Origin of the sequence: Lysobacter sp. 22409 (genome assembly GCF_052045105.1) — a bacterium.
In the GTDB taxonomy this organism is placed as follows: Bacteria; Pseudomonadota; Gammaproteobacteria; order Xanthomonadales; family Xanthomonadaceae; genus Lysobacter; species Lysobacter antibioticus_B.
The window spans coordinates 19,991-46,278 of the sequence record NZ_JBQEOE010000034.1; the positions used below are offsets into that span (position 1 = coordinate 19,991).

At 68.0% G+C, this 26,288-nt stretch carries 25 protein-coding genes; 14 read left to right on the forward strand and 11 right to left on the reverse strand.

The window, feature by feature from the left end; genetic code table 11:
* Window positions 1–9 precede the first annotated feature (9 nt).
* Both ACTJJK_RS16695 and ACTJJK_RS16700 read left to right on the forward strand, forming a co-directional pair.
* Window positions 10–1,224: an HlyD family secretion protein gene (locus ACTJJK_RS16695; protein WP_440730741.1), complete on the forward strand. Its 1,215-nt coding sequence runs from the start codon at window positions 10–12 to the stop codon at window positions 1,222–1,224.
* Complete coding sequence (locus ACTJJK_RS16700) at window positions 1,221–2,612, forward strand: efflux transporter outer membrane subunit (protein ID WP_440730742.1); 1,392 nt, start codon at window positions 1,221–1,223, stop codon at window positions 2,610–2,612. The genes ACTJJK_RS16695 and ACTJJK_RS16700 overlap by 4 nt, the downstream gene beginning before the upstream one ends.
* 79 nt (window positions 2,613–2,691) lie before the next feature.
* On the opposite strand, the gene ACTJJK_RS16705 is transcribed toward ACTJJK_RS16700, so the two are convergent.
* The 7 genes from ACTJJK_RS16705 to ACTJJK_RS16735 form a co-directional block, all read right to left on the reverse strand.
* A complete protein-coding gene (locus tag ACTJJK_RS16705; protein ID WP_440730743.1) occupies window positions 2,692–3,498 on the reverse strand; it encodes an aminoglycoside phosphotransferase family protein in 807 nt (268 codons plus the stop codon).
* 144 nt (window positions 3,499–3,642) lie between these two features.
* On the reverse strand, window positions 3,643–3,927 hold the full coding sequence (locus ACTJJK_RS16710) for a hypothetical protein (protein WP_152566266.1): 285 nt from the start codon (window positions 3,925–3,927) through the stop codon (window positions 3,643–3,645).
* A 280-nt stretch (window positions 3,928–4,207) separates the two neighbouring features.
* The gene (locus ACTJJK_RS16715) at window positions 4,208–4,603 is read right to left on the reverse strand and encodes an HU family DNA-binding protein (RefSeq protein WP_031372573.1); all 396 of its coding nucleotides are present in this window, start codon (window positions 4,601–4,603) and stop codon (window positions 4,208–4,210) included.
* Window positions 4,604–5,053: 450 nt separating this feature from the next.
* Window positions 5,054–6,142 (reverse strand): cell division protein ZapE, encoded by a 1,089-nt coding sequence (gene zapE, locus ACTJJK_RS16720; RefSeq protein ID WP_440730744.1) that lies wholly within the window; start codon window positions 6,140–6,142, stop codon window positions 5,054–5,056.
* A 106-nt stretch (window positions 6,143–6,248) separates the two neighbouring features.
* A complete protein-coding gene (locus tag ACTJJK_RS16725) occupies window positions 6,249–6,929 on the reverse strand; it encodes an alpha/beta hydrolase (protein WP_440730745.1) in 681 nt (226 codons plus the stop codon).
* 78 nt (window positions 6,930–7,007) lie between these two features.
* A complete protein-coding gene (locus ACTJJK_RS16730; protein WP_440730746.1) occupies window positions 7,008–8,780 on the reverse strand; it encodes an ExeM/NucH family extracellular endonuclease in 1,773 nt (590 codons plus the stop codon).
* 169 nt (window positions 8,781–8,949) lie between these two features.
* The gene (locus tag ACTJJK_RS16735) at window positions 8,950–9,465 is read right to left on the reverse strand and encodes a c-type cytochrome (protein ID WP_031372569.1); all 516 of its coding nucleotides are present in this window, start codon (window positions 9,463–9,465) and stop codon (window positions 8,950–8,952) included.
* 421 nt (window positions 9,466–9,886) lie between these two features.
* Here ACTJJK_RS16735 and ACTJJK_RS16740 point away from each other — a divergent pair, with 421 nt between their 5' ends.
* The 10 genes from ACTJJK_RS16740 (at window position 9,887) to pabB (ending at window position 21,421) form a co-directional block, all read left to right on the forward strand.
* Complete coding sequence (locus ACTJJK_RS16740; protein WP_031372568.1) at window positions 9,887–10,303, forward strand: YjfI family protein; 417 nt, start codon at window positions 9,887–9,889, stop codon at window positions 10,301–10,303.
* On the forward strand, window positions 10,300–11,064 hold the full coding sequence (locus ACTJJK_RS16745) for a PspA/IM30 family protein (protein ID WP_031372567.1): 765 nt from the start codon (window positions 10,300–10,302) through the stop codon (window positions 11,062–11,064). Before ACTJJK_RS16740 ends, ACTJJK_RS16745 begins: the two co-directional genes overlap by 4 nt.
* A 388-nt stretch (window positions 11,065–11,452) precedes the next feature.
* On the forward strand, window positions 11,453–12,502 hold the full coding sequence (locus ACTJJK_RS16750; RefSeq protein ID WP_440730747.1) for a potassium channel family protein: 1,050 nt from the start codon (window positions 11,453–11,455) through the stop codon (window positions 12,500–12,502).
* Between the two features lie 10 nt (window positions 12,503–12,512).
* The gene (locus ACTJJK_RS16755; RefSeq protein WP_440730748.1) at window positions 12,513–13,175 is read left to right on the forward strand and encodes a DUF2491 family protein; all 663 of its coding nucleotides are present in this window, start codon (window positions 12,513–12,515) and stop codon (window positions 13,173–13,175) included.
* 34 nt (window positions 13,176–13,209) lie between these two features.
* On the forward strand, window positions 13,210–13,617 hold the full coding sequence (locus ACTJJK_RS16760) for a DUF350 domain-containing protein (RefSeq protein ID WP_031372564.1): 408 nt from the start codon (window positions 13,210–13,212) through the stop codon (window positions 13,615–13,617).
* 8 nt (window positions 13,618–13,625) lie between these two features.
* The gene (locus ACTJJK_RS16765; protein WP_440730749.1) at window positions 13,626–14,222 is read left to right on the forward strand and encodes a DUF1190 domain-containing protein; all 597 of its coding nucleotides are present in this window, start codon (window positions 13,626–13,628) and stop codon (window positions 14,220–14,222) included.
* Window positions 14,223–14,274: 52 nt separating this feature from the next.
* The gene (locus tag ACTJJK_RS16770) at window positions 14,275–15,459 is read left to right on the forward strand and encodes a glutathionylspermidine synthase family protein (RefSeq protein WP_440730750.1); all 1,185 of its coding nucleotides are present in this window, start codon (window positions 14,275–14,277) and stop codon (window positions 15,457–15,459) included.
* A gap of 969 nt (window positions 15,460–16,428) precedes the next feature.
* The gene (locus tag ACTJJK_RS16775; RefSeq protein ID WP_440730751.1) at window positions 16,429–18,078 is read left to right on the forward strand and encodes a M4 family metallopeptidase; all 1,650 of its coding nucleotides are present in this window, start codon (window positions 16,429–16,431) and stop codon (window positions 18,076–18,078) included.
* Window positions 18,079–18,417: 339 nt separating this feature from the next.
* On the forward strand, window positions 18,418–19,149 hold the full coding sequence (locus tag ACTJJK_RS16780) for a 4'-phosphopantetheinyl transferase family protein (RefSeq protein ID WP_051885324.1): 732 nt from the start codon (window positions 18,418–18,420) through the stop codon (window positions 19,147–19,149).
* A gap of 58 nt (window positions 19,150–19,207) precedes the next feature.
* Window positions 19,208–21,421: an aminodeoxychorismate synthase component I gene (gene pabB / locus ACTJJK_RS16785; RefSeq protein ID WP_440730752.1), complete on the forward strand. Its 2,214-nt coding sequence runs from the start codon at window positions 19,208–19,210 to the stop codon at window positions 21,419–21,421.
* Between the two features lie 150 nt (window positions 21,422–21,571).
* Here pabB and ACTJJK_RS16790 read toward each other — a convergent pair whose 3' ends face one another.
* Genes ACTJJK_RS16790 through ACTJJK_RS16805 form a run of 4 tightly spaced genes read right to left on the reverse strand, consistent with a single transcriptional unit; the run spans window position 21,572 to window position 24,540 of the window.
* Window positions 21,572–22,105: a hypothetical protein gene (locus ACTJJK_RS16790; protein WP_440730753.1), complete on the reverse strand. Its 534-nt coding sequence runs from the start codon at window positions 22,103–22,105 to the stop codon at window positions 21,572–21,574.
* A 37-nt stretch (window positions 22,106–22,142) separates the two neighbouring features.
* Window positions 22,143–22,631, reverse strand: coding sequence for a DUF4189 domain-containing protein (locus ACTJJK_RS16795; protein ID WP_440730754.1), 489 nt, complete (start codon window positions 22,629–22,631; stop codon window positions 22,143–22,145).
* Between the two features lie 2 nt (window positions 22,632–22,633).
* On the reverse strand, window positions 22,634–23,761 hold the full coding sequence (locus tag ACTJJK_RS16800) for a type IV secretion system protein (RefSeq protein ID WP_440730755.1): 1,128 nt from the start codon (window positions 23,759–23,761) through the stop codon (window positions 22,634–22,636).
* 59 nt (window positions 23,762–23,820) lie between these two features.
* Window positions 23,821–24,540, reverse strand: a complete 720-nt coding sequence (locus tag ACTJJK_RS16805) for a hypothetical protein (RefSeq protein WP_440730756.1) — start codon at window positions 24,538–24,540, stop codon at window positions 23,821–23,823.
* Here ACTJJK_RS16805 and ACTJJK_RS16810 point away from each other — a divergent pair.
* Both ACTJJK_RS16810 and ACTJJK_RS16815 read left to right on the forward strand, forming a co-directional pair.
* Window positions 24,524–24,820: a hypothetical protein gene (locus ACTJJK_RS16810; RefSeq protein ID WP_440730757.1), complete on the forward strand. Its 297-nt coding sequence runs from the start codon at window positions 24,524–24,526 to the stop codon at window positions 24,818–24,820. The genes ACTJJK_RS16805 and ACTJJK_RS16810 overlap by 17 nt on opposite strands.
* A 267-nt stretch (window positions 24,821–25,087) precedes the next feature.
* On the forward strand, window positions 25,088–25,711 hold the full coding sequence (locus ACTJJK_RS16815) for a response regulator (RefSeq protein WP_031373612.1): 624 nt from the start codon (window positions 25,088–25,090) through the stop codon (window positions 25,709–25,711).
* Window positions 25,712–26,288 lie beyond the last annotated feature (577 nt).

Genomic DNA, 26,288 nt, shown 5'->3' on the forward strand with positions numbered 1-26,288 from the left:
GGACGCCCCATGCCGCTGAAGACGCCCTTCAAATCCAAGGCCACCGTGCCGGTCGTCGCGATCGCCGTCGTCGGCGTGTTGCTGATCCTCTACGCCTGGCGGCTATGGCCGTTTTCGAGCGCGCGCCAGACCACCGAGAACGCCTACGTGCGCGGCAGCGTCACCGTGATCGCGCCCAAGGTCGACGGCTATGTCGCCCAAGTGCGGGTGCAGGACTACATGCAGGTGCGCGCCGGGCAGGTGCTGGTCGAACTCGACGACCGCAACTACCGCCAACGCCTCGACCAGGCGCGCGCCAATCTCGCCGCGCAGCAGGCCAACCTGTCCAACTCGACCCAGGCCCGGCGCGTGCGCGAGGCCGCGGTCGCCAACGTCGAGGCCCAACTCAAGGCCGCGCAGGCGAACCTCGCCCGCGCCCAGGCCGACATGCGCCGCGCCAGCGCCCTGGTCGGCGACGGCTCGCTGTCGCTGCGCGAACGCGACCAGACCCTGGCGGCGCTGCGCCAGGCCGAGGCCGCACTCGGCCAGGCCCAGGCCGGGCGCCGCTCCGCCGACGAGGACGTACGCTCGGTGATCATCAACCGCGACGCGCTGACCGCCGCGGTCGCCAACGCCCAGGCCGCGGTGCAGTTGGCCGAGATCGACTTGGCCAACACCCGTATCCACGCGCCGCAGGCCGGCCAGCTCGGCGAGATCGGCGTGCGCCTGGGCCAGTACGTCACCCCCGGCACGCAGTTGATGCAACTGGTGCCGCAGCGGGTCTGGGTGGTCGCCAACTTCAAGGAATCGCAGACCGCGCGCATCCGCGCCGGGCAGGCCGCGAGTTTCCGCGTCGACGCGCTCGACGGCGCGGTGCTGCGCGGCCGGGTCGAGCGTCTGTCGCCGGCGACCGGTTCGGAATTCAGCGTGATCAAGACCGACAACGCCACCGGCAACTTCACCAAGGTCGCGCAGCGGCTGCCGGTGCGGATCGCGATCGACCCGGACCAGCCGATGGTGGCGCGCCTGCGCCCCGGCATGTCGGTCGAGGCGACGGTGGATACGGCGAGCGAGATCGACGAAGACGCCGTGCGTCGCGCCGAACAGGCTGCCGCGGCCAATGCGGCGCGCGATGCCGCGGTGCCGGTGGTCGCGAACCCTGCGCACGGCGCAAGCGAGCGAGGCCCCGATCAGCGCCCGCCCGCCGCCGCCGAGTCGCAAGGCGACCAGGGCACGACCCGATGAGGTCGACCCGCATCGTCTGGCGCATCGCCGCGATCGCCTTGGCGACGTGCACGCTCGCGGCCTGCGTGAGCGTCGCGCCGCCGCCGGGCTTCGCCGAGCCGTCGCCGGCCTGGCGCGATGCGCCGGGCGCCGGTGTCGCCGTGCAACGCGATTGGTGGCGCGGCTACAACGACCCGGTGCTCGGCGAACTGGTCGAACGCGCGCTCGCCGACAACACCGACCTGCGCCTGGCCGCGGCCCGCGTCGCCGAGGCGCGCGCCCTGCTCGATGCGCAAGGCGCGGTGCGATGGCCGACCCTGGATTTCTCGATGAGCGCGCAACGCGCGCGCAGCGTCGGCGCAGCGACCGGCCGCGCCAACCTTTCCAGCGTGACCCAGCCGCAGTTCCAGGCCGCCTACGAGGTCGATCTGTGGGGCCGCCTGGATGCGCTGACCGACGCCGCCCGCGCCAATCTGCTCGCCAACGAAACCGCCGCCGACAGCGTACGGCTCAGCGTCGCCGCGGCGGTGGCCTCGGCCTATCTGGGCTTGCGTGCGAGCGATGCGCGGCTCGAAGTCGCGCAGCGCACGCTGGCCTCGCGCGCCGGCGCGCGTAACGTCGCCCAGCGCCGTTTCGACACCGGCTACAGCTCGCGCCTGGAACTGAGCCAGGCCGAGGCCGAGTACCGCGCCACCGCCCAGGTCGTGCCGCAGTTGCGGCTCGCGATCCGACGCCAAGAGGACGCCCTGTCGGTGCTGCTCGGCCGCGCACCCGAAGCGGTGCCGCGCGGCCGCGCGCTGACCGAGATCGCCGCGCCGGCGCTGCCGTCGGCTGGCGTGCCTTCGCAATTGCTGCGGCGCCGTCCCGACATCGCCCAGGGCGAGGCGCAGATCGCCGCGGCCGACGCCAACCTGGCGGCGGCGCGCGCGCAATTGCTGCCGTCGCTGCGCCTCACCGGCTCGCTCGGCAGCCTCGAATCGAGCCTGCTGCATGGCGACCCGATCCGCCTGTGGAGCGTCGGCGGCAGCGTGCTGGCGCCGTTGTTCAACGGCGGCCGCCTGCGCGCGCAAGTGCAGGCAGGCGCCGCGCGCCGCGACCAGGCCGTGCTCGCCTATCGCAAGACCGTGCTGACCGCGTTCGCCGAAGTCGAGGATGCCTTGGCCGCGATCCGTTACCTGCACGAACAGCGCGATCAGGCCGAGCAACAGCGGGCCGCCTTGAGCGAAGCGCTGCGCATCGCCCACAACCGCTACAACGAAGGCTATGCCTCGTACCTGGAGGAGCTCGACGCGCAACGCAACCTGTTCAACGCCGAGTTGACAGTGTTGCAGCTGCAGGGCGAGGCGCTGACCGCCGAGGTCAACCTGTACAAGGCCCTGGGCGGCGGTTGGGAAGGGGGAGAGCGGTGAGGTTGCTGTGTTCCAGTTGATTAGCCGTGCTGGTCTCCCTCTTCCGTTTTACCGGAGAGGGAGTTGATCGCCGCATCCCTCAACCCCGCAACAACTCCGCATGCGCCAGCTCGATCGCGGCGAACTCCTTGTCCGGCGACTCCTCGTCCATCAGATACCAAGCGGCCGACAGGCCGGTGAAGGCGACAATCCATTGCAGTAAGCGGCGGCGCTCCAGGCGTGCAGCTTCAGCGACCAGATCGACACGTCGCAGCAGCCGGCCCGGCGCCAGGGCGGTCTCTTCGTCGGGGTCGGTGAACAGACAGGCGAAATCGAAACCGCGCTCGCCGATCAGGCGTTTGGGATCGATCGCGACCCAGCCGCGCGCGCCGGCGTCGAGCACGTTCTCGTGGTGCAGGTCGCCGTGCAACGGCACGATCTCGCGCGGTTCGACCAGCAGTTCGCAGGCAGCGCTCCAGGCCAATGCGAGCGCGCCGCCATGGCTGTTCGCGTACGGTTCGAGTTCGGCGAACCAGGGCTGCAGGCCGAGCAGATGCGGCGGTGGCGGCGCCGCGCGCGGCGCATGCAGGCGCGCGGCGGTCGCGCACAGGATGCGGGTGGCGTCGTCGTCGCGGCCGTTGCGGGCCATGTGCTTGAGCGAGCGCGCGCCGCTGGCGCGTTCGAGCAGCAGGGCGTCGTCGTCCCAGGCGAGCACGCGGGCGGCGCCGTCGCCGTCCCACCAACGCATCATCGCCGCGCCGTAGCGCTCTTCGGGTTCGCGCGGAATCTTCAGCATGGCCGGCGTGTCGCGGTAGCGCACCGGCAACAGGTCGCTGCTGTGGGTGTGGATCGGGGCGCCGTCGGGGATCAGGCTCCACTGGGCGAGATGCTGGTCGAAGGGCGTCATGCAGCACGAAGGCGGAGTCGGCGTTCGTATCGATATCGGGATCGCCGCGGTCGATGCAAGCGGCGCCATCGCCGCGCGCGACCGGCGGCGGCGAAACAACAGGAAAGGTAAAGTCGTCGCACGCGGCGACGGCGAGCGCCCGGGCTACTTCGCCTCGTCGGCGGTCTCGACGTCCTGGGCGGCGGCTTCTTCGCGCTCCTTCAGCACCAGCGCCGCTTCGGCGTCGGCGGCGACGCGATGACGCAGCGATTTGCAGCGTTCGATGCCGGCATCGGTAAGGTGCACTTCGTCGCCTTCGCCGGCTTCGGCCAGACCGGATTCGACCAGCCGATCGCGCAAGGCACCGGAATGATTTTCCGGCGCATGCCCTTGGTCGATGCGCTGAAGCACATTAAGCAAAGCCAGCTCTTCCAGGCTGATCGGGTCCACGGTGAGGCTCCACAACGACTGCGCGCACTATGCCACGGACGAGCGCGGCGCAAATGACCGCGTCCTGCCGCGTGCGTGCTGCAAGCTGACGCATTCAGCCCGCGCTGCGGGGCCGCGGGCGGGCCGTATCGGTATGCGATCGCGCGATCCGGTCGCGCCAGGCCCGAGACGGGCGCAAAAAAGCCGGCGCGGAAAGGCGGGCCCAAAAAAGAACGCCGCCCGAGGGCGGCGTCCGGCAGTACGCGATGCGGCGGCCCAGGGCGCGCCGCATCTCGCGGCATCAGGCCGCAGCGTCCTTCAGCTTCTTCAGCGGACGGACCTTGACCTTCACCGTGGCCGGCTTGGCGGCGAACCACTGCTCTTCCTTGGTGAACGGGTTGATGCCCTTGCGCTTCGGCTTGGCCGGCACGTTGACGGCGGTGATCTTCAGAATGCCCGGCAGGGTGAACGCGCCGGCGCCCTTCTTGTTGATCGAGGCGTGGACCGCGCCTTCGAGCGCGCCGAGCACGGAGCGGATGTCCTTGGCGACGACACCGGTGACTTCAGCCAGGTGTGCGACCAGGCCCGACTTGCTCAGCACTTCCTTGATCGGCTTCGGAGCAGCCGTCTTGGCGGCGGACTTCGCAGCGGCCTTCGGAGCGGCCTTCTTCTTTGCAGCGGTTTTTTTCGTAGCCATAGTTTTTTCCGGTAGCACTCGTTGAATGGATGGGTTGCCTGGATAACCCCTCGGCATGGCGGAATGTAGGGCAAGCCCGACGCGCCGCCAAGAGTTTTCGATGCAAATAGTGGCTGTTTTTCAGACGCGCGCCCCGGATGGCCCGTGCCGATGCGACAAAATCCCTTGCGAATGAGGGGTTTTGCGCGCCCCTCGATGTTTCGCGCCGCTCGTCGCTTCGAGCGAAAAGCCCTGCAAAACACGGCTCGAACGGGTTCCTGCGGCATCGCAGCGACGGTTTGCGCGACGCGCGGCGCGAATCTGTGACGCAATCCGGCGTCGTCGTCGCGATGTCGCAATGCGGTTCAGTCGCCGTGCGGTTGCCGGCGCTCCGCGCGCGCGACTTGCGCGGTCGTTGCGACGCCGGCAATGTGCCAGTGCCGGCACCGCGTTGTGGATAACACCGGCGGCTCAGCCCCGGTGTTCGAGCGCCAGGTATTCGGCCGACTGCATTTCGATCAGGCGCGAGGCGGTGCGCTCGAAGGCGCCGCCGAGGCGGTGGCCGCGGTACAGCCCGGTCGGCGCGTCGGCCGCGGTGCAGACCAGGTTGACGTGGCGGTCGTAGAACTCGTCGATCAGGTTAATGAAACGCCGCGCCGGGTCGTCGTTGCGGCCGTCGAACACGGGGATGCCGCCGACCAGCACGGTGTGGCACTCGGTTGCGATCTCGATGTAGTCGCCGGCCGCGCGCGGGCCTTCGCACAGCGCGGCGAAGTCGAACCAGGCGTGGCCGTCGGCCAGCGCGCGCACCGGGATGTCGCGGCCGTCGATGCGCAGCGGCCCGGTTTCGGCGATGCAGGCCGCGGTCAGCTCCTTCCAGCGTCCGCCCAGCCAGGCGTCGGATTCGGCATCGAGCGGGGCGCGGTACACCGGCGAGCGGGTCAGCGCTCGCAGACGGTAGTCCTGCTGGCTGTCGAGCAGCAGCACCTCGCAGTGGCGCTGGATCAGCTCGATGGCGGGCTTGAAGCGCTCGCGCTGCAGGCCATCGGCATACAGGTTAGGCGGCGCGGTGTTGGAGGTCGTCACCAGGGTCACGCCCTCGGCGAACAGGCGGTCGAGCAGGCGCCCGAGCAGCATCGCATCGCCGATGTCGATGACGAAGAACTCGTCCAGCACCAGCACCCGCAGCTGCGAGCGCCATTGCCGAGCGATCTTCGCCAAGGGGTCGCTCTCGCCGGCGTGGGCGCGCAGCTGGGCGTGGACCTCGCGCATGAAGCGATGGAAATGGGTGCGGCGCTTCTCGTGGATCGGCAGCTGTTCGTAGAACAGGTCGATCAGGAAGGTCTTGCCGCGGCCGACGCCGCCCCACAGGTACAGCCCGCGCACGCCGTCGCGCGGCTTGCCGCGCAGGCGATCGAACAGGCCCTGCGAGGGTGGGGCGAGCACGCCGGCATGGATGCGGTCGAGTTCGCGCAGGGCCGGGCGCTGCGCCGGATCTTCGCTCCAGTCGCCGCGCGCGACGCCCTCGGCATAGGCCTGGGAAGGGGGCCTGCCGGTCATCGCGAACGCTGCCTCCGATGGTCGCGGCGCGGTGCCATCGGCAACGGCGACGCGCAGCCGGGCCGCCGCCCGAGGTTCAGGGCCAGTGGCAGCATAGACATACCTCTCAGGACAGGTCCGGGGCGATTTCCGGCGGCAGGTGGGCGCGCACGCCGTGCTTGATCGCACCGCGCAGGTCGATCAGGCGGCGGTGGAAGAAGTGGCCGGTGTCGGGCACGCGCACCAGTTCGGGCGGTTGGCGCAGGCTTTCGATCCAGGCGTAGACGGCGTTGGGATCGACGATCTCGTCGGCCTCGCCCTGGATCACCAGCCAGGGATAACCGCTCGGCGGTGCGATGCGGTCGAAGTCCCAGCGCCCGGCCGGCGGCGCGATCGAGATCAGCAGCTTGGGCTGCAATTCGTCGGCCATACGCAGCGAGACATAGGCGCCGAAGCTGAAACCGGCCAGCCATAGCTGGGCGTCCGGACGCGTCGCACGCACCCAGGCGGCGACCGCGCGCAGGTCCTCGCATTCGCCTTCGCCCTCGTCGAACTCGCCTTCGGAGCCGCCGACGCCGCGGAAATTGAATCGCACCGTGGCCGCGCCGGACTCGCGCAGGGCGCGCGCGGCCATGGTCACGACCTTGTTGTGCATGGTGCCGCCTTCGGTCGGCAACGGATGGCAGACGATCGCCACGATCGGCCGCGGCGCGGTCTCGGCGGCCTCGACGATCATCTCGATCGCGCCTGCCGGACCGGGCAGGGTCATCGTCGTGGAGGCGTCGCTGGGAAAGGCGGGAATGCTCATGCGCTCATGATACGGGGCGCTGTGAGCGGGGTGTTACGCCTGTGTGTGTGGCGGTATACGGCGGTGTCGGCGCAGGCGTCAGCGCGGCATCAGCTCGAAACCGAGCAGCACCGGATCGTGATCGGAGCTGCGCCACGGACCGGTGCCGCCGGCGCGATAACCGGCGCTCTCGGGTTCGTCGGCGTTGCTGTGCCACTCGGCCGCGCCGCGCAGGCGCGCGGCCAGCGCCGGCGACAGCAAGGCATGGTCGAGGCGGCCGAGTTCGCCCTGGTAGACATAGCTGTACGGTGCCTCGTCCTTGGCCACCGCGAAGGCGTCCTGCCAGCCGGCCGCGTACAACTCGCGCAGCGGTTGCTCCTGGGCATGCGCATTGAGGTCGCCGACGATCATGCTCAGCGCGCTGCCGCTCGCGGTCGGGTCGGTCTTGAGCCAGGCGTCGAGGCGTCGCGCCGATTCGCTGCGCGAAGCGTTCCAGCACGAAGCGCCGTCGCCCTGGTCGCGGTCGGCGCCGGCGGCGTTCTTGCCGCAGCCCTTGGACTTGAAGTGGTTGGCGACGACCACGAAGGTCGGGCCCGGCGTGCGGTCGCGGCCGATCGCGGCGAAGGCCTGGGCCATCGGCACGCGCGCGAGCGGGCCGAACGGTCCTTGTTCCAGCGTTGCGGCGAGACCGCGCGCGGCCACGCGCGCGCCGCGGTAGATCAGGCCGACCCGGATCGCGTCGCTGCCCGGCCCGCGCTGCTGCGCGGCGCAGGGTTGCTTGCACGGCGCGGCATAGCGCCAGTCCTGGGCGCCGCCGTTCGCGGCATCGGCGCGGTCGAGCGCGGCGACGAGTTCGGCCAGAGTCGACTCGGGGCCGTAGCCGTCGTTCTCCAGTTCCATCAACGCCGCGACGTCGGGATCGAGGGCGTGGATGGTGGCGACGAGCTTGGCCAACTGCGCCTGGTATTCGGCCGGGGTGCGTGCGCCGCGCGGGGTCGGAAAGCCTGCGCCGCGGCCGTCGCCGTTGAACAGGTTTTCCAGATTGAAGGCGGAGATGCGCAGGTCGCCGGCGACCTTGGGCGGCTGCGGACGCGGCGCGGCCTGCACGGTCGGCGGCGCAGTCAAGCGCAGGCCGTGGCCGCCGTCGATCGGCACCGCCACACCTTCGACCGCGTCGAGGCGGCTGCCGCTGCGCGCGGCGAACGCGGCCGCGGTCAGGGTGGCGGCGTCGCCGCCGAGCACGAGGCGGCGGCGTTGGTTGTCGGCGGCGATGGCGCGTGCGGCGTCGCTGCCGGGCACGGCGCGTTCGCCGGGTTGCCACATCGGGCCGTCGAAGGAGGCGGTGACGGTGCCGCGTTCGCCGTCGCGTTCGGCCAGGGTCAGCGGCGCGGCGATGCGCACGCGCATGCCTTCGAGGCGGCGCCAATCCGGGGCCTCGGCGATCGCTACCGCGGCCGGCAGGCGCATGGCCTTGCGGCGCGCGAGCGGTTCGATATGTCCGGCCTCGATCGCGGTGAGCCGGCCCTGTTTGGCGAGTGCCCCCTCGTAGACGCGCCCGCTGACCCGCAACGCTTGTCCGGGCGTCAGTGCGGCGGTCTGGGCGCCGGTGATCCAGATCGCGTCGGAGGTGGCGGCATCGCCGTCGCCGTCGTCCTGCAACAACCAGCCCGGGGCGCCGTCGGCTGCGGGCAGGGCCGCGGTGACGATGCCTTCGACGGTCGCCTCGCGATCGAGCCAGGGGCTGCCCGCGGCCGAGCCCTGGATCTCGCCGATGGCCAGCGCACCGGCGCCGCGTTGCAGATGCGGCGCGCTCGCGCAGGCCGCCAGCAGCAGGCAGGGCGCGAAGGCGAGGGCGGGGCGGAATCGCGTCATGGCGGGCTCGGCGGCGGCGGGAGCGGCCATTATCGGCAGCGCACCGGTGTCGCGTCGTGTGCCATCGGGCCGCAGCCTTTGCCGTGGCCCTTGCCGAAGCCGGCGCGCCGGGAGCGCAAACGCAAACGCCGCCCGAAGGCGGCGTCCGGCAAGCCTGCGCGAGCGCGGCTTACTTGATGTTTTCGAGCATCCAGTCGACGGTCGAGGCGACCTGCTCGTTGGTCAGAGCCGGGTTGCCGCCCTTCGGCGGCATGATGCCGGCGCTGCCGGTGAAGCCTTCGATCGCGTGCTTGTGCAGGGTGTCCTTGCCCTGGGCGATGCGCGCCGACCAGTGCGCCGCGTCCATCGTCGGAGCGCCGCCGGCGCCGGACTTGTGACAGCCCGCGCACAGGCTGTCGAAGATGACCTTGCCGTCCAGGGTGCCGCCGTAGGCGACTTGCGAAGCGGCCTTGGCGGCCGCCGCGGCGACCGCGGCCTGCTGCGAGGCGGCGCCGGTCGCGCCGGCATAGACCGCGCCGACCGGACCGATGCGGTTCTCGGTGCGCTTGGCCGCCCTGGGGTCGACTTCCTGCGGCAACTGGTGGTGGACGAAGTAGGCCGCGATCATCAGGCCGAGAGTCACCAGCATCAGAAAGCCGATCACCATCGAGAATTTCTTCAGGAATTCGAGGTCGTAATTGCGCACGATCCACCTATTGCGTGCCCCCGTTCGGGTGCACTAAAGCCATCGACGTGGCCGCACCGGGGATCGGCGCGGCCGCTGCACGGGACCCGCCGAGACGACCCCGCCGGCCTTCTGCCATCGAATGCAGGGCCGCGGGCCGGGAATGCCGGTCGGGTAGTTCCGCCGGACAGTTTATCTCACTCCGGGCCGCGCGGGCTTGCCGTGCGCCCCAGTAACGTCGTCGGCGCGCCGGCCGGGACCTGTGCGCCTTGCGCCGGTCACCGCTCGCCCCTATAACCTGCACGATCCACGAGCACGGTCACGGACGATGATCGCAGGGCCAGGGACGGGCAGCCGCCCGCCTCCTTCGTCGCCCGCGACCCGGACGCTCCCCGCGCAAGCCTTATCTTCCGCGCCGCCTTTACCTTCAAGGACCGCCCTAATGTCCCGTTGGACCACGCAAGAACTGTTGACCCGACTGGCCGCCTCGTTCGGCGGCGAAAACGTCGAAGAAGTGCCGACCGCCGATGGCGCGATCCAGGTGACCCTGCCCGAAAGCGGCGACCTGGGTGTCACCATCGCCCTGACCGACCGCGAGATCTTCGTCTCCACGCCGCTGGTCGAAGCCGCCCAGGTCGCCGACGCGGCCGGCTTCAACGAGGCCTGCCTGCGCCTGAACCCGGTCAACCCGCTGTCCAACCTCGGTCTGACCACGATCAACGAGCGCGACGTCTACATCGTTTTCGGCGAGATGGCGCCCGATTCCACCGCCGAGCAGATCGAACTCGAAATCCGCACCCTGGCCGACAACGCGATCGACGCGGTGGAAGCCCTCAAGTCCTTTCTGGTGACCGCATGAGCCTGCTGCAGAAAATCCTGACCCTGTTCCGCGGCACCGCCCACGAGGCCGGTCAGGCCGTGGTCGACGCCAACGCGCTGAAGATCCTCGACCAGGAGATCCGCGACGCCGGCAACGAGCTGATCCGCTCGAAGGAAGAGTTGACCAAGGTCATGGCCCAGCGCCAGCTGCAGGCCAACCGCAGCAAGGACCGCTTCGCCAAGAAGGCCGAGTACGAGACCTACATCGCCGGCGCCCTGCGCAAGGGCGACGAAGCGCTGGCGCGCGAAGTCGCCGAGCGCCTGGCCACGGTCGAGACCGACCTCAGGAACGACGAGCAGGCCATCGCCAGCTACGACGCCAGCATCACCCAGCTCAAGACCGCGATCACAGCGACCGAGCGCAAGCTGGCGCGGGTCAAGCAGCAGGTCGACACGGTCAAGGCCACCGAGGCCGTGCAGCGCGCCCAGACCGCGGTCGCCGCGCGCCACTCCGGCGCCACCGGCAAGGTCACCACCGCGCTGGATTCGCTGGAACGCATCCAGACCCGCCAGGCCGAACGCGGCGCCCGCCTGCAGGCGGCGGCGCAGCTCGAAGCCGAAAGCGGCGACGGCGATCTCAACGCCAAGCTGGCCAACGCCGGCCTGCTGCCGGAATCGGCCAGCGTCGACAACATCCTCGAGCGCTTCCGCGAGAAGCCGGTGCAGCAGCTCAGCCACGAGCCGCTGTCGCTGCCGGCGGTGGAAGTGAAGGACGCCGAGCACGTCGAGCGGAAGAACTGAGCAGGCGCTGCCGCTGCCGGGCATCGCTCGGCGGCGGTCGTTCTGGGTTCGGCGGCCGCTTGGCCATCACGCCATTCGACCGCGATAGGGTGGTGGGCGATGCTCCCGTTTTTTGCTCGTCATCCCCGCGTAGGCGGGGGTGAATGGATGTCGCTTGCGAGCCACTGGCTCGCGCATCCATGAACGCCAGGGCGTTGTGCGCCCTGGCCGGGCGGTAGCGATTTCAGGGGCTCTCGCACGAAGATCCGGTGGATCCTCCCGCCTTGGCGGGGAGTGACGGTTTGAATGCAGTCGGTTTCGGATCGTCATCCGCGCCTGGATGGGATGACGGCGTTAATGACACCATGCGGCACCCGGCGCCTCCCACACACGGACGTAACCCGCTGACATGATCGTAATCGGCAAGTTCTACCGCCTCATGCGCGGCCATCTGCGCCGCATCAGCTGGGGCGTGGTCGCGGCCGCGCTGGTCCTGCACATGACCGGCACCTGGCTGCTGCTGTCCTGGGCCGGCGAAGACAAGCTGCTGGGCTGGGACGCGTTCGTCTACTACTACATGACCACGGCCAGCACCATCGGCTACGGCGATCTGTCGCCGGGCGGCGCGGCCGGGCGCTACGTCGTCGCCCTGTTCGTGATGCCGGGCGCGGTCGCCCTGTTCGCCTCGGTGCTGGCCAAGACCAGCGCGAGCCTGCTGCATTTCTGGAAGCGCCATCAGGTGGGCAAGATGAGTTACGAGGACATGCAGGGCCATACCGTGCTGATCGGCTGGCACGGACGCGAGTCGGTGCGGCTGGTGCAGTTGTTGCTGGCCGACACCCACACCGACGACGAAGGCATCGTCCTGGTCGCCGAAGGGCTGGCCGAGAACCCGCTGCCGGACCAGATCCGCTTCGTCTCCGCCGCCTCCTATGCCGATTGTGGCGAATACGCCCGCGCCGCGATCGGCGGCGCCGCACGCGTGATCGTCCATGCCGACAACGACGACCGCTCGCTGGCGGCGGTGTTCGCGGTGATGGCGCATCGCCCGGTTGCGCACGTGGTCGCCCACTTCGAGTCGGCCGCGGTCGCCGACCTGGTGCGCAGCCATTACCCGCACGTCGAATGCACGCGGCCCTTGCACGTCGACGTGATCGCGCGCGCCGTGCAGGACGCCGGCAGCTCGCTGGTCGCCGGCGAATGGCTGTCGAGCGGCGGCCCGACCCAATTCAGTTTGCCGGTGCCCGCCGACGCGCAGCCGCTGCTCGCCGGCAAACTCGCCGGCGCGTTCCGCAGCCAGTCGGCGCTGTGGATCGGCTTCCGCGACGGCCGCAGCGCGGCGCCGGTACTGAATCCGGCCGATCATGTCGAGATCGCGCCGGGCAGCGTGTTGTATTACCTTGCCGACGCACGCATCGACAGCCGCCGCGTGCCGTGGGCCTCGCTGGCGGTCACCTGAGAGAACGCAGATGGGTTGGTTGGACGGATTATTCGGCGGCAAGAAAACGCCCGCTTCGGCGCCGGCGCCGTTCGCGCACGAGCTGCCGCTGGGCCTGCGCATCAACGGCCGGGTCGCCTTCGACACGATGATGTTCCGCGCCCATCCGCAGGCGTGGAGCGTGCAGCTGCCCGAAGGCCACCAGGGCATTCCCTGCTACGGCCATATCGACCTGGGCGGCGGCCACGACCTGCACCGCTTCTATCTCGACGAAGACGGCTATCTGCAGATCAGCACCGCGAGCGGCCAGATCGAGGGCATCAAGGCCTTCGTGTTCCTCGAAACGGTGAACCCGGCCAGCCAGGCCGAGTTCAAGCGCTTCATCGCCGAGCACCGCCATCTGGGCGCGGCGCAGATCGAGTACGCCGGCCGCACCTGGTACCGCGAGTTCGGCAACGAAGGCGCGGCCGAGAAAGTGCCTCCGGTGGTCTACGACGAGGTGCTGTACCGCCACGACCCGCCGCGCAAGGACGACGACCTCACCCATTACGCCATGCTGTACCGGCGCGACGTGGTCGAGCTGGACCGCGAGGAATTCCTCCTCGTCACCGCCGAAGACTACGGCCCCAACGAGTTCTGCGTGACCTATGCGATCGGCCTGGACCTGACCACCGCCGATCTCGACATCACCTGAGCCCGCCACCTCACCGCACGCCGCAAGGATCCCCATGGACGCCCCGATCACCGCTCACAGTTTCCTCAACTTCCTCGCTTACGCCGGCATCGGCATCGGCGTGCTGATCGCCGCGGCCGTGGCCGTGCTGCTGATCACCCCGCACCGCGAGCTGAGCCTGATCCGCGAAGGCAACACCGCCGCCGCGACCGCGTTCTCCGGCACCCTGATCGGCCTGGCCTTGCCGCTGCATTCGGCGATCTCCAACTCGGTCAGCCTGATCGACGCGGCGATCTGGGGCGCGGTGTCGGTGATCGTGCAGTTGTTCGCGTTCCTGCTGGCGCGCCTGGTCGCGCCCAAGCTGTCGCAGCAGATCACCCTTAACCAGACCGCCGCCGGCATCTTCTCGGCCGGCGTGTCGATCAGCGTCGGCCTGATCAACGCCGCCGCCATGACGCCGTGAGCGCCGCCATGACGCCCTCTACGAGCAAGCGATCGCGCAACCTCAAGCTGGTGTTGATGGCCGCGGCGGTGCCGGCGCTGCTGACCGGCTGCGAGGACGAACCCAGCGGCAAGGTCCTGACCTCGCTGGAAGAGTGCAAGGTGCAGACCGAGATCGCGCCGGCGGAATGCGAGGCGGCCTATTACAAGGCCCTGGTCGAGCACGAAAAGCTGGCGCCGCGCTTCGAGAGCGAGCGCGAGTGCAACGAACAGTTCGGTGCCTGCCAGTCGGCGCCGGCCAACCCGACCGGTGGCGGCCACAGCTACATGCCGTCGATGTCGGGTTTCCTGATCGGCTACGCCCTGTCGCAGGCGATGCAGCCGCGCGGTTACTACGGCATCGGCGGGGTCTCGCCGTTGTACCGCGACTACCGCAGCGGCGGCTATCTGCGCCCCGGCGGCGAACGCGTCAGCAGCAACAGCGGCACCGTCTACGGCAAGTACGGCAACACCGCCTTGCCGACGCGCGCGGTCACCGTCTCGCGTTCGGGCTTCGGTTCCAGCGCCGCGGCGCGCGGCGGCTTCGGCGGCAGCAGCAGTCGCGGTGGCGGCGGCCGCGGCGGTTGAAGCCGGTCTCCAGCGCCCCCATCGATACGCAACCCGGCGGACTGCAGTCAGCATGAAACGCATCGCGGTAACGCCGCGCCCCGACTGGCGCGATCAGGCCCAGTCGCTGGGCTTCCATTTCCACACCATCGACGGCGCGCCGTACTGGGACGAGTCGGCGTACTACGCCTTCAGCCTGAAGCAGATCGAGGACGACCTCGAACAGCCGACCCAGGAACTGCACGACATGGCGATGGCCCTGGTCGACGAGGTCGCCGGGTCCGAGGAATTGCTCGCCCGCTTGGCGATCCCGCCGGCGTACTGGGACTGGATCGCCGATTCCTGGCGCCGTCGCGAGCCGCATCTGTACGGGCGCATGGACCTGGCCTACGACGGCACCGGCCCGGCCAAGCTCTACGAACTCAATTACGACACCCCGACTTCGCTGTACGAGGCGGCCTACTTCCAGTGGCTGTGGCTGGAGCAGAGCGTCGAACGCGGCGTGTTGGGGCCGAAGGCAGATCAATACAACCGCATCCAGGAGCTGTTGATCGAGACCTTCGCGACCCTGGCGCGCGAGCAGCGCATCGCCACGCCGGTGCATTTCGCCGCGGTCGAAGGCTCGGCCGAGGACCAGGGCACGGTGCGCTACCTGCGCGACTGCGCCAAGCAGGCCGGCGTGGAAACGCTGGAACTCAGTATCGAAGGTATCGGCATCAGCGCCGAGGGTTGGTTCACCGACGGCGACGACCGGGTCATCCGCACCCTGTTCAAGCTGTATCCGCTGGAATGGATGTTCGTCGAGGAATACGGCTCCAAGCTCGCCGCCTCGCAGATGCAGCTGATCGAGCCGGCCTGGAAGGCGATCCTCAGCAACAAGGGCGTGCTGCCGCTGTTGTGGCAGCGCCATCGCGGCCACCCGAACCTGCTCGAAGCGCATTTCGACGAGACCCCGGCGATCGCCTTGCCGCCGGGCTGGGTACGCAAGCCGCTGTTCTCGCGCGAAGGCGCCAACATCGAGCTGGTCACCGCCAGCGGCGAACGCCTCAGTAGCGACGGCCCGTATAGCGATGCACCGACGATACGCCAGGCCCATCATGCGCTGCCGCGTTTCGACGATGCGGCCGGCGCCGCCAACTACCCGCTGATCGGCAGTTGGGTCGTCGCCGACCAAGCCGCCGGCATCGGCCTGCGCGAAGACGTCGGCCCGATCACCCAGGACAGCTCGCGCTTCGTGCCGCACGCGATCGTCGACTGAAGCGAACTGCAACGAGCCTCGATGCCCGTTGCCGTTGCCGTTGCCGTTGCCGTTGCCGGAATGATTTTGCTGTTGCTGTGCGTAGCCGAGCGCTCGCGAAGGCCATCGAAGACCCGGAGGGCGGCCTGCATGGATGCAGGCCGTTTTTCATCGGGACAGGGATGTCCCGTATGTAGAGCCCTGCGTCGGCATCGAACGCGCGGGCTTGTGATTCAAAGAGAAGCAATTTTCTTTGGTTGCCTTTGACCGAAGGGAATCCAGACGGACTTTTGTTGCTTATGACAAAAGAAAGTAACCCGCCGCTTTAGCGGCGGAAGCTCTTGGCGTTTGATCTTGCTCTTGCTCGAGCGATGCGCCGCTAGACCGTTACGGCGTGGTCGCGGCTTGCGCCGCTCCTACCCTGACGGGCTGCGGCCGGCGTCGGCGTGATGTTGAGAGGTCGCGGTCGCGACTTACGTCGCTCCTACAAGGGAAGGATTCCCGACGACTTCTGCTTCAAGCAAGAGCAAAGCTTCCGCCCGCTGACGCGGCCGGGTTACTTTCTTTTGCTAAGCCCAAAGGAAAGCTAACCAAAGAAAAGGGCTCTCCTTGCAAGGGCACAAGCCCGCGCGTGCGACGCCGACGCAGGGATGCTCCAGACAGGCCATCCATGGCCTGCTTGCGCACGGCCCGCGTCCATGCGGTCCGCCCTACCGGTCTACGATGGACCGGAAAAGCAAAAGCTACGACGGCAAGCACGGCAACGAGCAACCGCGGCGGCCGACAGGTGACATCCGATGGCGCGTTGCGCCGCCGGCCTCGCCGATTGGACGATTTCCGAACTGCTGCGCAGTTTTGCCGTGATTGCGGCCGTGAAAAGCCGCTTCGCGCTCCTGGATTGTGCCGATGATCGAAGCGCGGGCTGGGTGGCCCGCCGTCGCCCGCCCCGCGGGCCGGTGTTTCGATCATCACTTCGGGAGTAAGGAAACCATGCGTATCCATTCGAAGCGGTTGAAGCTGGAAGGACTCTTTCTCGCCATCGCAGCGGCCATCGTCGCCGCACCGGCGAGCCAGGCGGCGGAGCTCGAGGGCTCGGCGGCGGTAACCCAGGCGCGCGGACTGATCGCCGATCATCTCGGCGCGGTGCAAGGCGTAGCCGAGGACGCATTCGAAGCGCGCGATACCGTCGTCGATCGCGACGGCACCACGCACGTGCGCTTCGACCGCACTTACCAAGGCCTGCGTGTGATCGGCGGCGACGTGGTGACCAAATCGCGGCGCGGCCAACTCGCCGCCACCCAGTCGACCCTGCGCAGCCAGCAGCGCCCCAGCCTGCGCGCGCGCATCAGCCGCGACGCCGCCGCGGTCGAGGCCGGCGCCCGTTTCAACGGCAAGGTCAGCCAGGTGCACGGCAACCAATTGGTGGTGTACGCGCGCGGCGCCAAGCCGGTGCTCGCCTACGAGGTGACCCTGCAGGGCGAGGAAACCCGAACGCATTCGGGTTTCGTCACCTATTACGTCGATGCCCTCAGCGGCAAGGTGCTCGACGTCCAGGACCGCCTGCAGACCGCCGGCGCGGTCGGCACCGGCAAGACGTTCTATTACGGCAACCTCAGCATCGCCACCGACCAGAAGAGCGCGACCAAGTTCGACCTGATCGACACCACCCGCGGCAACGGCAGCGTCTACGACGCCAAGGGCGCGGCGATCTCGAACCTGTTCGACATCCTGTTCGCGACCTGGGGCGCGAGCCTGTTCACCGATACCGACAACGTCTGGGGCAATAACGCCCTCAGCGATCGCGCTACCGTCGCCACCGACATCCACTACGGCGTCGGCGCGACCTGGGACTACTTCAAGAACGTGCACGGCCGCAACGGCCTGTACAACGACGGCGCCGGCATCAAGAGTTACGCCCATACCAACTTCAAGCGCGCCGACGGCAGCACCACCGGCGTCAACGCCGCCTACTTTGCCCTGACCAAGGTGATGTTCTACGGCGATGGCGACGCCACGCGCGGTTACGGCCCGATCGTCGGCATCGATGTCGCCGGCCACGAGATGTCGCACGGCGTCAACGCCGCGACCGCCAACCTGGCCTATTCGGGCGATGCCGGCGGCCTTAACGAAGCCAACTCGGACATCTTCGGCACCCTGGTCGAGTTTTACGCCAACAACCCGGCCGACCCCGGCGACTACCGCATCGGCGAGATCATGCGCACCGGCGGGCTCGCCTTCCGCGACATGTATAACCAGGGCGTCGACGGCAAGTCGTTCAATTGCTATATCGCCGGCGGCTTCGATCCGAACCTGGGCGCCGGCGGCATCCACGACCCGCACTACACCTCCGGCGTCGGCAACCGCTTCTTCTACCTGGTTTCCGAAGGCGCGGTGGTGCCGGCCGGTTCGGGCCTGACCCCGGCCCAGCTGGTCTGCAACGGCGACATCGGCATTACCGGCATCGGTCGCGATAAGGCCGGCAAGATCTGGTATCGCGCGCTGACCACCAAGTTCACCTCCAGCACCAGCTATCCGCAGGCGCGCGCGGCGACCATCGCCGCCGCGGGCGAGCTGTACGGCGCCGGTTCGCCGGAGCAGGCGGCGGTGGCGCGGGCCTGGAGCGCGGCCAACGTCAACTGAGGCGGGCCTGACTTAAACAAGGCTCGAACGACCGAGTGCGAACGGCCCGCTGGCGCGGGCCGTTCGCGACGCGGGTTGAATCATGTGGGGTGAATAGCGGCTGCGCGCGTTTGAGCACGGCGGCCCTGCGCCGCGCGCACGGCGCGTCCGTGTGCGATCCTCATGCCCCGTCGGTTCGAGCCATCGAACATGCGGGCCGCAACTCCGTCCGAACCGAGCCTTTCATGAGCCATGGTCGTCCGTACCGCGCGTCGAGCCGCCGTTCTGCCGCGATGCCGCCCCCTCCGGCCAGGCCGGGCAGGTGCGCCCCCGCGCCGAACCGTATCGGAGGCGCGTGCGATGGCGTCCGATAAGTTTCCCGACACCGACGACGGCTTCCTGTTCGCCGCCTCCGCGTTCGAGTGCGAGGCCGAAGGCAAGCGTCTGACCGGCTACGGCTGCCGGTTCCGCGCCTCGATGTATCGCGACGAGCTCTACGAACGCCACGGCGTGCATTTCCCGGCCCAGTTCGGCCGCGCCGTGTCCAAGCGCCGCAGCGACTACCTGGCCGGGCGCATCTGCGCGCAGCGTGCGCTGGCCGCGCTCGGCATCATCGGCGCCGACATCGCGATCGGCCCGAACCGTGAGCCGGTCTGGCCGGCCGGCGTGGTCGCCTCGATCTCGCATGCCGGCGACCGTGCGGTCTGCATCGCCTCGACCGACCCCGACGTGGTCGGGCTCGGCATCGACATCGAAGGCAGTCTGCAACCGGGCATGGCTGCCGACATACGCCGCGAAGTGGTCGATGCGGCCGAGGAGGAGGCCGTACAGGCGCATTTCCCCGATTTCACCCTCGGCCTGGCGGTGGTGTTTTCGGCCAAGGAGAGCCTGTACAAGGCCTTGTATCCCCAGGTCGGCCGCTTCTTCGGCTTCGAGGCGATGCGGATCGTGCGGATCGAGGCCGAGCGCATCGTTTTCGCCGCGACCGAGGAGCTGTCGGCCACGGTCGCGTCCGGCGCCGAGTACGCCGCCCACTACCTCGTCGCCGACGGCGAGGTGCGCACCGTGGCCTGCGTGCGCCGGCCGGGCTGATCCTGCCAACGCCGTGCGCGGATGCGCCGGCGGCGACTTGTAAGACAATGGCCGGATCATGCGTTGCCTGTTGATCGACAACTACGACTCGTTCACCTGGAACCTCGCCGACCAGATCGGCCGGGCGTTCGGCGAAGCGCCGATCGTGGTCCACAACGACGAGGACGACTGGGATGGGCTGCGCGCCCGCCACCGTTTCGACTGCGTGGTGATCTCGCCGGGGCCGGGCAGCGTGACCCGCGAGGCCGACGTGCATGTCTCGCGCCAGGCCATCGCCCGCAGCGGCCTGCCCTTGCTCGGCGTCTGCCTGGGATTCCAGGGCATCGCCCATGCCCACGGCGGCCGCATCGTCCACGCGCCGGTGCCGTACCACGGCCGCGCTTCGGCGGTGCATCACGACGGCAGCGACCTGTTCGCCGGCGTGCCGACGCCGTTCGAGGCGATCCGCTACCACTCGCTGATCGTGGCCTCGCCGCTGCCGCCCGACCTGGTGGCCACCGCCCACGCCGATCCCGGCCTGATCATGGCCCTGCGCCACCGCCGCCTGCCGCAGTGGGGCGTGCAGTTCCACCCGGAATCGATCCTGACCGAACACGGCATCGACCTGATCGCGAACTTCCGCGACCTGGCGCACGCTCATCAGCGACGGCCCTCGGTGAATCTGGCGCTGCCCTCGGCAGCATCGGCGCCCGTCGAGCAGGCACCCGTTGCGTCGACGCTCGACGAGCAGGCGCCCATCGTGGCGCAGCTTGAAGCAGCGATGCCCGCCATGGCGCCCGACGCCGGCCCGGCAACGCCCGTGCGCAGCTTGCGCGTGGTCTGCCGGCCGCTCGACGGCGTCGGCGACCCGGAGGCGGTGTTCTCGGCCTTATTTGCCGGCCGCACCAACGCGTTCTGGCTCGACAGCCAGGTCGCGCTCGACGACAGCGCCGGTTGCTCGTTCATGGGCGCGGTCGACGATGCCGATGTGCTGGCTTACCGGATCGACGAGGACGACGCGGCGCTGAGCCGCGGCCAAGGCCTGCTCGCCGACATGGAGCGCGAGCTCGAAGAAGTCGCCATCGAGGACGGCATTGCGGAAGACGGCAAGCGATTGCCCTTCGACTTCCGCGGCGGCTTCGTCGGTTTCCTGGGCTATGAGATGAAGGCGCTGTTCGACGGCGACCGCGGCGAAGGCAATCCGACCTCGGACGCGTTGTGGATGCGCGTACGCCGCTTCCTCGCCTTCGACCATGCGACCGCGCGCGCCTGGGCGCTGGCGCTGGCGTTCGAGGACGAGAGCGCCGAGGCCGACGCCTGGATCGAAAGCGTCGCCGCCGCGGCCGCGCAGGCGCGCGTCGACGATGCCCCGGTTCCGTCGCAAGGTCTGCAAGCGCTCGAGGTCGAGATGGATCTCGGCCGCGACGATTACCTGGCCGCGATCGGCGAATGCCAGCGCGCCATCGTCGACGGTGAAACCTATCAAGTCTGCCTGACCAATCATTTCCGTTTCCGAGCCGAGCTCGACCCTTACGCGCTGTACCGGCAGATGCGTCGCGGCAACGCCGCGCCGTTCGGCGCCTTCCTGCGCGGCCGCGGCATCGCCGTGCTGAGCACCTCGCCGGAACGTTTCCTGCGCGTCGATGGCAGCGGCCGTGTCCAGACCAAGCCGATCAAGGGCACCGCACGCCGTTCCGGCGACCCGCAACTCGACGCGCGTTATGCGCGCGAGCTGGCCGAGTCGGTCAAGGACGGCGCCGAGAACCTGATGATCGTCGACCTGATGCGCAACGATCTCAATCGGGTTTCGGTCGCCGGCACCGTCGAAGTGCCGGAACTGCGCGTGGTCGAGAGCTATCGCACCGTGCATCAGCTGGTCAGCACGGTGGAATCGCAGCTGCGCCCGGACTGCAGCCTGATCGACCTGGTGCGCGCGACCTTTCCGGGCGGCTCGATCAGCGGCGCGCCGAAAAAACGCACCATGGAAATCATCGACCGCCTGGAGCGCAGCCCGCGCGGCGTCTATTGCGGCTCGATCGGCTATCTCGGCTACAACCGCGTGGCCGATCTCAACATCGGCATCCGCACCCTGTCCTATGACGGCGTCGCGGTCGCCTTCGGCGCCGGCGGCGCGATCACCTATCTGTCCGATCCCGAGGCCGAATTCCAGGAAGTCCTGCTCAAGGCCGAAGCCGTATTGCGGCCGGTCTGGCGCTACCTCGGCGATGGCGGCGACGGCTTCGCCTACGAGCTGGAAGCCGAGCGCTTGCGTCTGCGCGTCGCTGAGAACTGATGCGCCATTCAACGGGCGACGATGCGCTGCCCCCTCTGCAGCGGCAGCGTCTCACGGTATTTCCTTCGGTCATAAGCCGCGACCGCGAACCTGCAACGGACGACGCAGACGCGGGCGACTCCATGGCCACGGCCGACCGGCGTTTGCGCCCTACAGGCGGATATTGCCGGCCGCGGGCAGGCGCAGCGCCTCCTGCAGCCGATACGCCAGCTGCCGGTACAGCGCGGTGCCGAAGATCGCGTGGATGCTCGAGGCGATGATCGAGAACGCGTAGATCAGGCCGGCGTCCGGAATGTGCACGGGCAGGCGCATGAACGGCACCATCAGCACGAACAGCACCGCGACCGCCCAGGCCGCGATCAGGCCGGCCGCTGCATTGCGCAGACCGCGACGCAGCGGCGCCAGACGTGCCGAGCGCGTGCGTCCCCAGCGTGCCATCAGATGGCGCCGGACCGACACCGCCAGCCGCGTTCCGGACAAGGCGACCCACACGTGCAACAGCGCCGATGCGGCCGCGACCCAGCGCGACAAATGAGTCAACGACTCGGCCCCGGCCTGGATGCCGATCACGGCCAGGGCCACGGCGAGGATGAAGACCATCAAGGCCGACAGCGACGCGTTCTCGATCGAACGGACCTCGGCGAACCAATCCTTGGCGTTCGGCGAGGGCAGGGTGATGGGCATGGGCGTTCCTTCGTCCTGTGCTTGTTAGGTATGTGCGTCAGCGAACCCGTAGCGGCCGGCTGCAGTCCGCGTAGTAAAGCCGGCATTCGCCGTCCTTCTTCTCTTCGCAGTCCTTTAGGCCGATTTCGGCCGCAAGTTCTGCTGTCTTCGCATTGATCGCTGCATAGCGAGTATCACTGGTGACCACTACGACGCACTGATTGACGTAAGCGACTGTCAGGGTGCAGTCGACGCCACCTCGGCTCCGACAGTTCTCGATAGCCGCCTTGATCGCCTCTCGCTTGCTAGGTTGATTGATCACTGCACCGACCACCGCTTTGGCGTCATCTCCTGCGACCGCGCCCCAACGACTCTTCCATTTCGGGGTCGGTAGTCCGTAGCCGCTCGGGCCTGAGGGTATCGGGCCGCATGAAGAAGTCGACGTACCCGAATAAGGAATCATACCCGCGGGACAACCGCCTTCGGCCGTGGCTTGGCCATGCGCGCCAAGCAGGGCGATGGCGAGAACAATCATAGAAATCTTCATGGTCAGCCTCGTTTGATCTTGTCCTGCATAACGGCCGAGCCGTCATGGGGTGCGGTTGTTGTGCCGGAAACGCGAGTGCCGCCGCCGAAAGACCCAGTCAAGCCTGTGCCTCTTTCGTTCCTAGTCGACTCGTTCGAGCTGGGAGGAACATGCCCAGCCCCAGCCCCACCAGCTTGCCCCGAAGCCCCACTCCCGAACGCCGAGAACTGCATGAAGCCGCCCAGCGTGCCCTGAAAGAAATTGGCTGCGAACGGCGGCACGGTGATGATGACCACGGTCATCACCAGGCCGAGTCCGCCCTGCTGCATGGCCTGGTTGCTGATGCCCTCGGCATCGACGCCCCAGATCGCGCCGATCTTCGCCACCCACAGGGCTGCGGACACGCGCGCCATCAATTCCAGCAACATCCCGGTCACCACGCTCAGCATGGCCATCGAGAACAGGGTGCCGATGCCGTACATCAGCCAGCGGCGGAACAGGTCCTTGGTCTGATCGAAGATCAGGCAGAGGATGAACAACGGCCCCAGCCCGATGAACAAGGCGATGGCGAACTTGAACATCAGCAGCATGGCGCCGGCCGACATCGCCGGGCTGGCCGCCCCGACCCCGGCGAACAACACCGCACGCGCCTTTCGGTCCTGCAGTTCGGGGTCGCCCGGGACGATCTGGACCGCGTCGATCGCGCTCATGGCGAGCTGGGTATAGGCGAGGTTCTCGTCGATGCTCTGCGCCGTGGTCTTGCCGCTACGGCCCGAGAACAGGCCGTGGATTTCGCGGTCGAGGTCGTAGGTCAGATAACGGTGCAGGTCGCTGCCGCCGAACGACATCGTCGTCGCCACGCCGACGATCACGGCGATGCGCGTGGCGTTGGCCACCAGCGCCATCATCGGTTCGCGCAACTGCCCGGTGACGATGCGATAGCCCATCAGCAGGATCCACAGCGTGACCAGGGCCAGGGCGATGCTGCTGGCCCAGGTCATGGTCCTGCCCATCAACTGCATGCCGAACTCGTCGATGCGGTCGGTCAGGTAATCGTTGACCAATTGGAACAGGACGAAATCGCCGATGCCCGATTGGCTGTAGGGGGCGATCCAATCGACCAGTCCGTTCAATCCATTGAACCCGTGCATCGCCTTCCCCTGGGATCGTGGCGGTCCGGAGCGCGTCGTCGCGACCCGGCTTGGTAGGTCTACTTAGAGAGTGCGGCCTTGAGCGCTGCGGCCTGCACCACCTGGCCCAACAGCGAGCCGCGATTGCCCTGCAGCGCGCGTTTGGCCAGGCGCGACTGGTCCCACTTCAGCGACTCGATGTAGTCGTTATAGGCCTTCATGCGCGCCTGCCAGTAATTCAGGTCCATCGAGGTGCGCACCAGGAAGCGCTGCGCCTCGTTGTCGTTGGCGGCCAAAGCGCCCTGGCTGGAACTCGCGCCGTCGCGCTGCGCTTCGATCTGCTGGAACTGCTGGTTGCGCTCGATCAGCGTCTTCAACATCCGCACCGATTCGTTGTACTTGGCGTTCTCGGCCAGGACCATGCGCTGGCAGATCGCCTTCTGCTCCTCGACGATGTTGCCGTCCATCTTCGGCGCGATCTGGCGCAGCAGGCCGGTCATGCGCTCGCGCACGCCGCCGCCCTCGCCGCCGGAGGGGCACATGTCCTGCATGCCGTAGTCGTCGGGGCGCAGCGGAAACGTATCGCTCATTTGCGAAGAGTTGAAGTTCAGCCGCTGCAGCTTGATCAGCTGTTGCTGATAGTGGCTGTAAGTGTCGTTCCAGCGCTTGGCCTCCTTGCCGAACTCGACCGCGTCCTCGGCGATCTGCTGCATATGCGCGGTGAGGTTGACCGGGTCGTTGACGACCAGTTGGGCGCTGGCGTCGGTGGCCATCGAACCGCCGATGAGCAACAGCGCCATGGACCAGAACCGTAGCTTGGCGATGCTTCCTGTGCTTGCGGGCTTCATTGCGATTCCTTTCCTGCTCGATCGACTGCAAAACCTTGCCGGTGCCGCCATGCGAAACCTTCGTACATCGAGTGCCTGCGGCTTGCCTCCGGCCGCCTCCGCGACGCTCGATTCGGCCGTGCGGAACACCTCGATCACCGGCACCGTCCCTTGCGAAGCAACTATCGCATACGGACCGCGATGCGGCATGAGTCATCTAAAAATCGTTGTGGACGCTAGTCCACATTTGTAGACGAACGAAGACGATTTGTAGCCACGGATTCGATTTGGAAGCATGTTGCGAAACCCATGGTTGCGGTCGCTGCGTTGCCATCGATCCGCAGCGTTGTAATGTGTGGGATAGAACATTTTGCTTCTTGCATTGTCGTCATCCACACTTCGAGGGCTTCGGATTGAAGGACCTGTGCTGCCCATCGATGCGCCGTGCGCATCGGTCGTTCCGCAAGATCAACACTGGAGTATCGGCGCCCCCGATCTATGAATTTGCTAGAGGATCGGAATGATTCGGATCTATGTCGTCGACGACCATCCGGTGCTAAGGACAGGCTTGCACTCGATCATCGAGCGGGAAACCGACATCCACGTCGTCGGCGAGTCGGGCAACGGCGCCGAGGCGCTGGCGGCGATTCCAAAGCTCGCCGTCGATGTCGTGCTCTGCGATTTCGATCTGCCCGATACCGACGGCCTGCGTTTGACCCGCAAACTGCTGCACGAGAACGCGGAGCACAAGGTCCTGATCGTCTCCGGGCTCGACGACAGCTCGATCCCGCGGCTGTTGTTCGATGCCGGCGCGCGCGGTTATCTGACCAAGGCGAGCAGCGCGCACAAGCTGGTGTATGCGATCCGCCAGGTCGCGGCCGGGCACGAGTTCGTCGACGATGCTCTGCCGCGCAATGTTCTGCTGGGCCTGTCGCCGTTTCGCCGCTTGAGTGCGCGCGAGAAGGAGGTCGCGGCATTGACCGTGCAGGAGTACACGACCCGGCAGATCGCCGAAGTGCTGCGGGTCGACGAGACCACCGTGCGTACCATCCGTTCGCGCGTTTACAAGAAGCTGGGCCTGCGCGGAGCGATTTCCTTGAGCAAGCTCGCGGCCAGGCACGGCTTCACCGACCAGGGCGGTTGAACGGTCGAATCCGCCGTCGAAGGCCGTGGCGAGCGGCTGAGCCGGGCTCTGCTCGCAGCCGTGTCAAGAACGAGTGATGACCGTCGTGAGGTCGCGCATCGGCGTGAACGTACTCATTAGTTTGACGTGCGTCGATGTTTGCGAAGCCGCCGACGGCGTTAGTGGTTGCCCTGCGTCGGCAGGCGTATAAGCGTAATCAGAGACGCCGGTTGCGGATTTCGATCGGTTCGTCCGGTCCGGGCGCCCGAGTCGCGGGGATATTCCATGACGCCGCTTGCTTATCGCAGCGCAATGACGATATCTCGCTGTCGATGCGGCATCGGCTAGTCCGCGATCGTTCGAGCGTCGCTGCGACGACCGCGATGGCTGCCTGCGACGTGCGTCACTGCGATCTCGCCGCACAAGCCTCAGCTGCAATCGTGCGGATCGCGGACACTAGTGGCGTCGTCACGGCGCCGACCGCAGGGAGCGAGCGCATTGGGTACTAACGAGCACGCGCCTTTCAGGCCCACGAACGAGCGGGACCGCACCCGATCGGAATCGCATGCCGCCGACCAGCGCACCGCGCCAGCCGGTG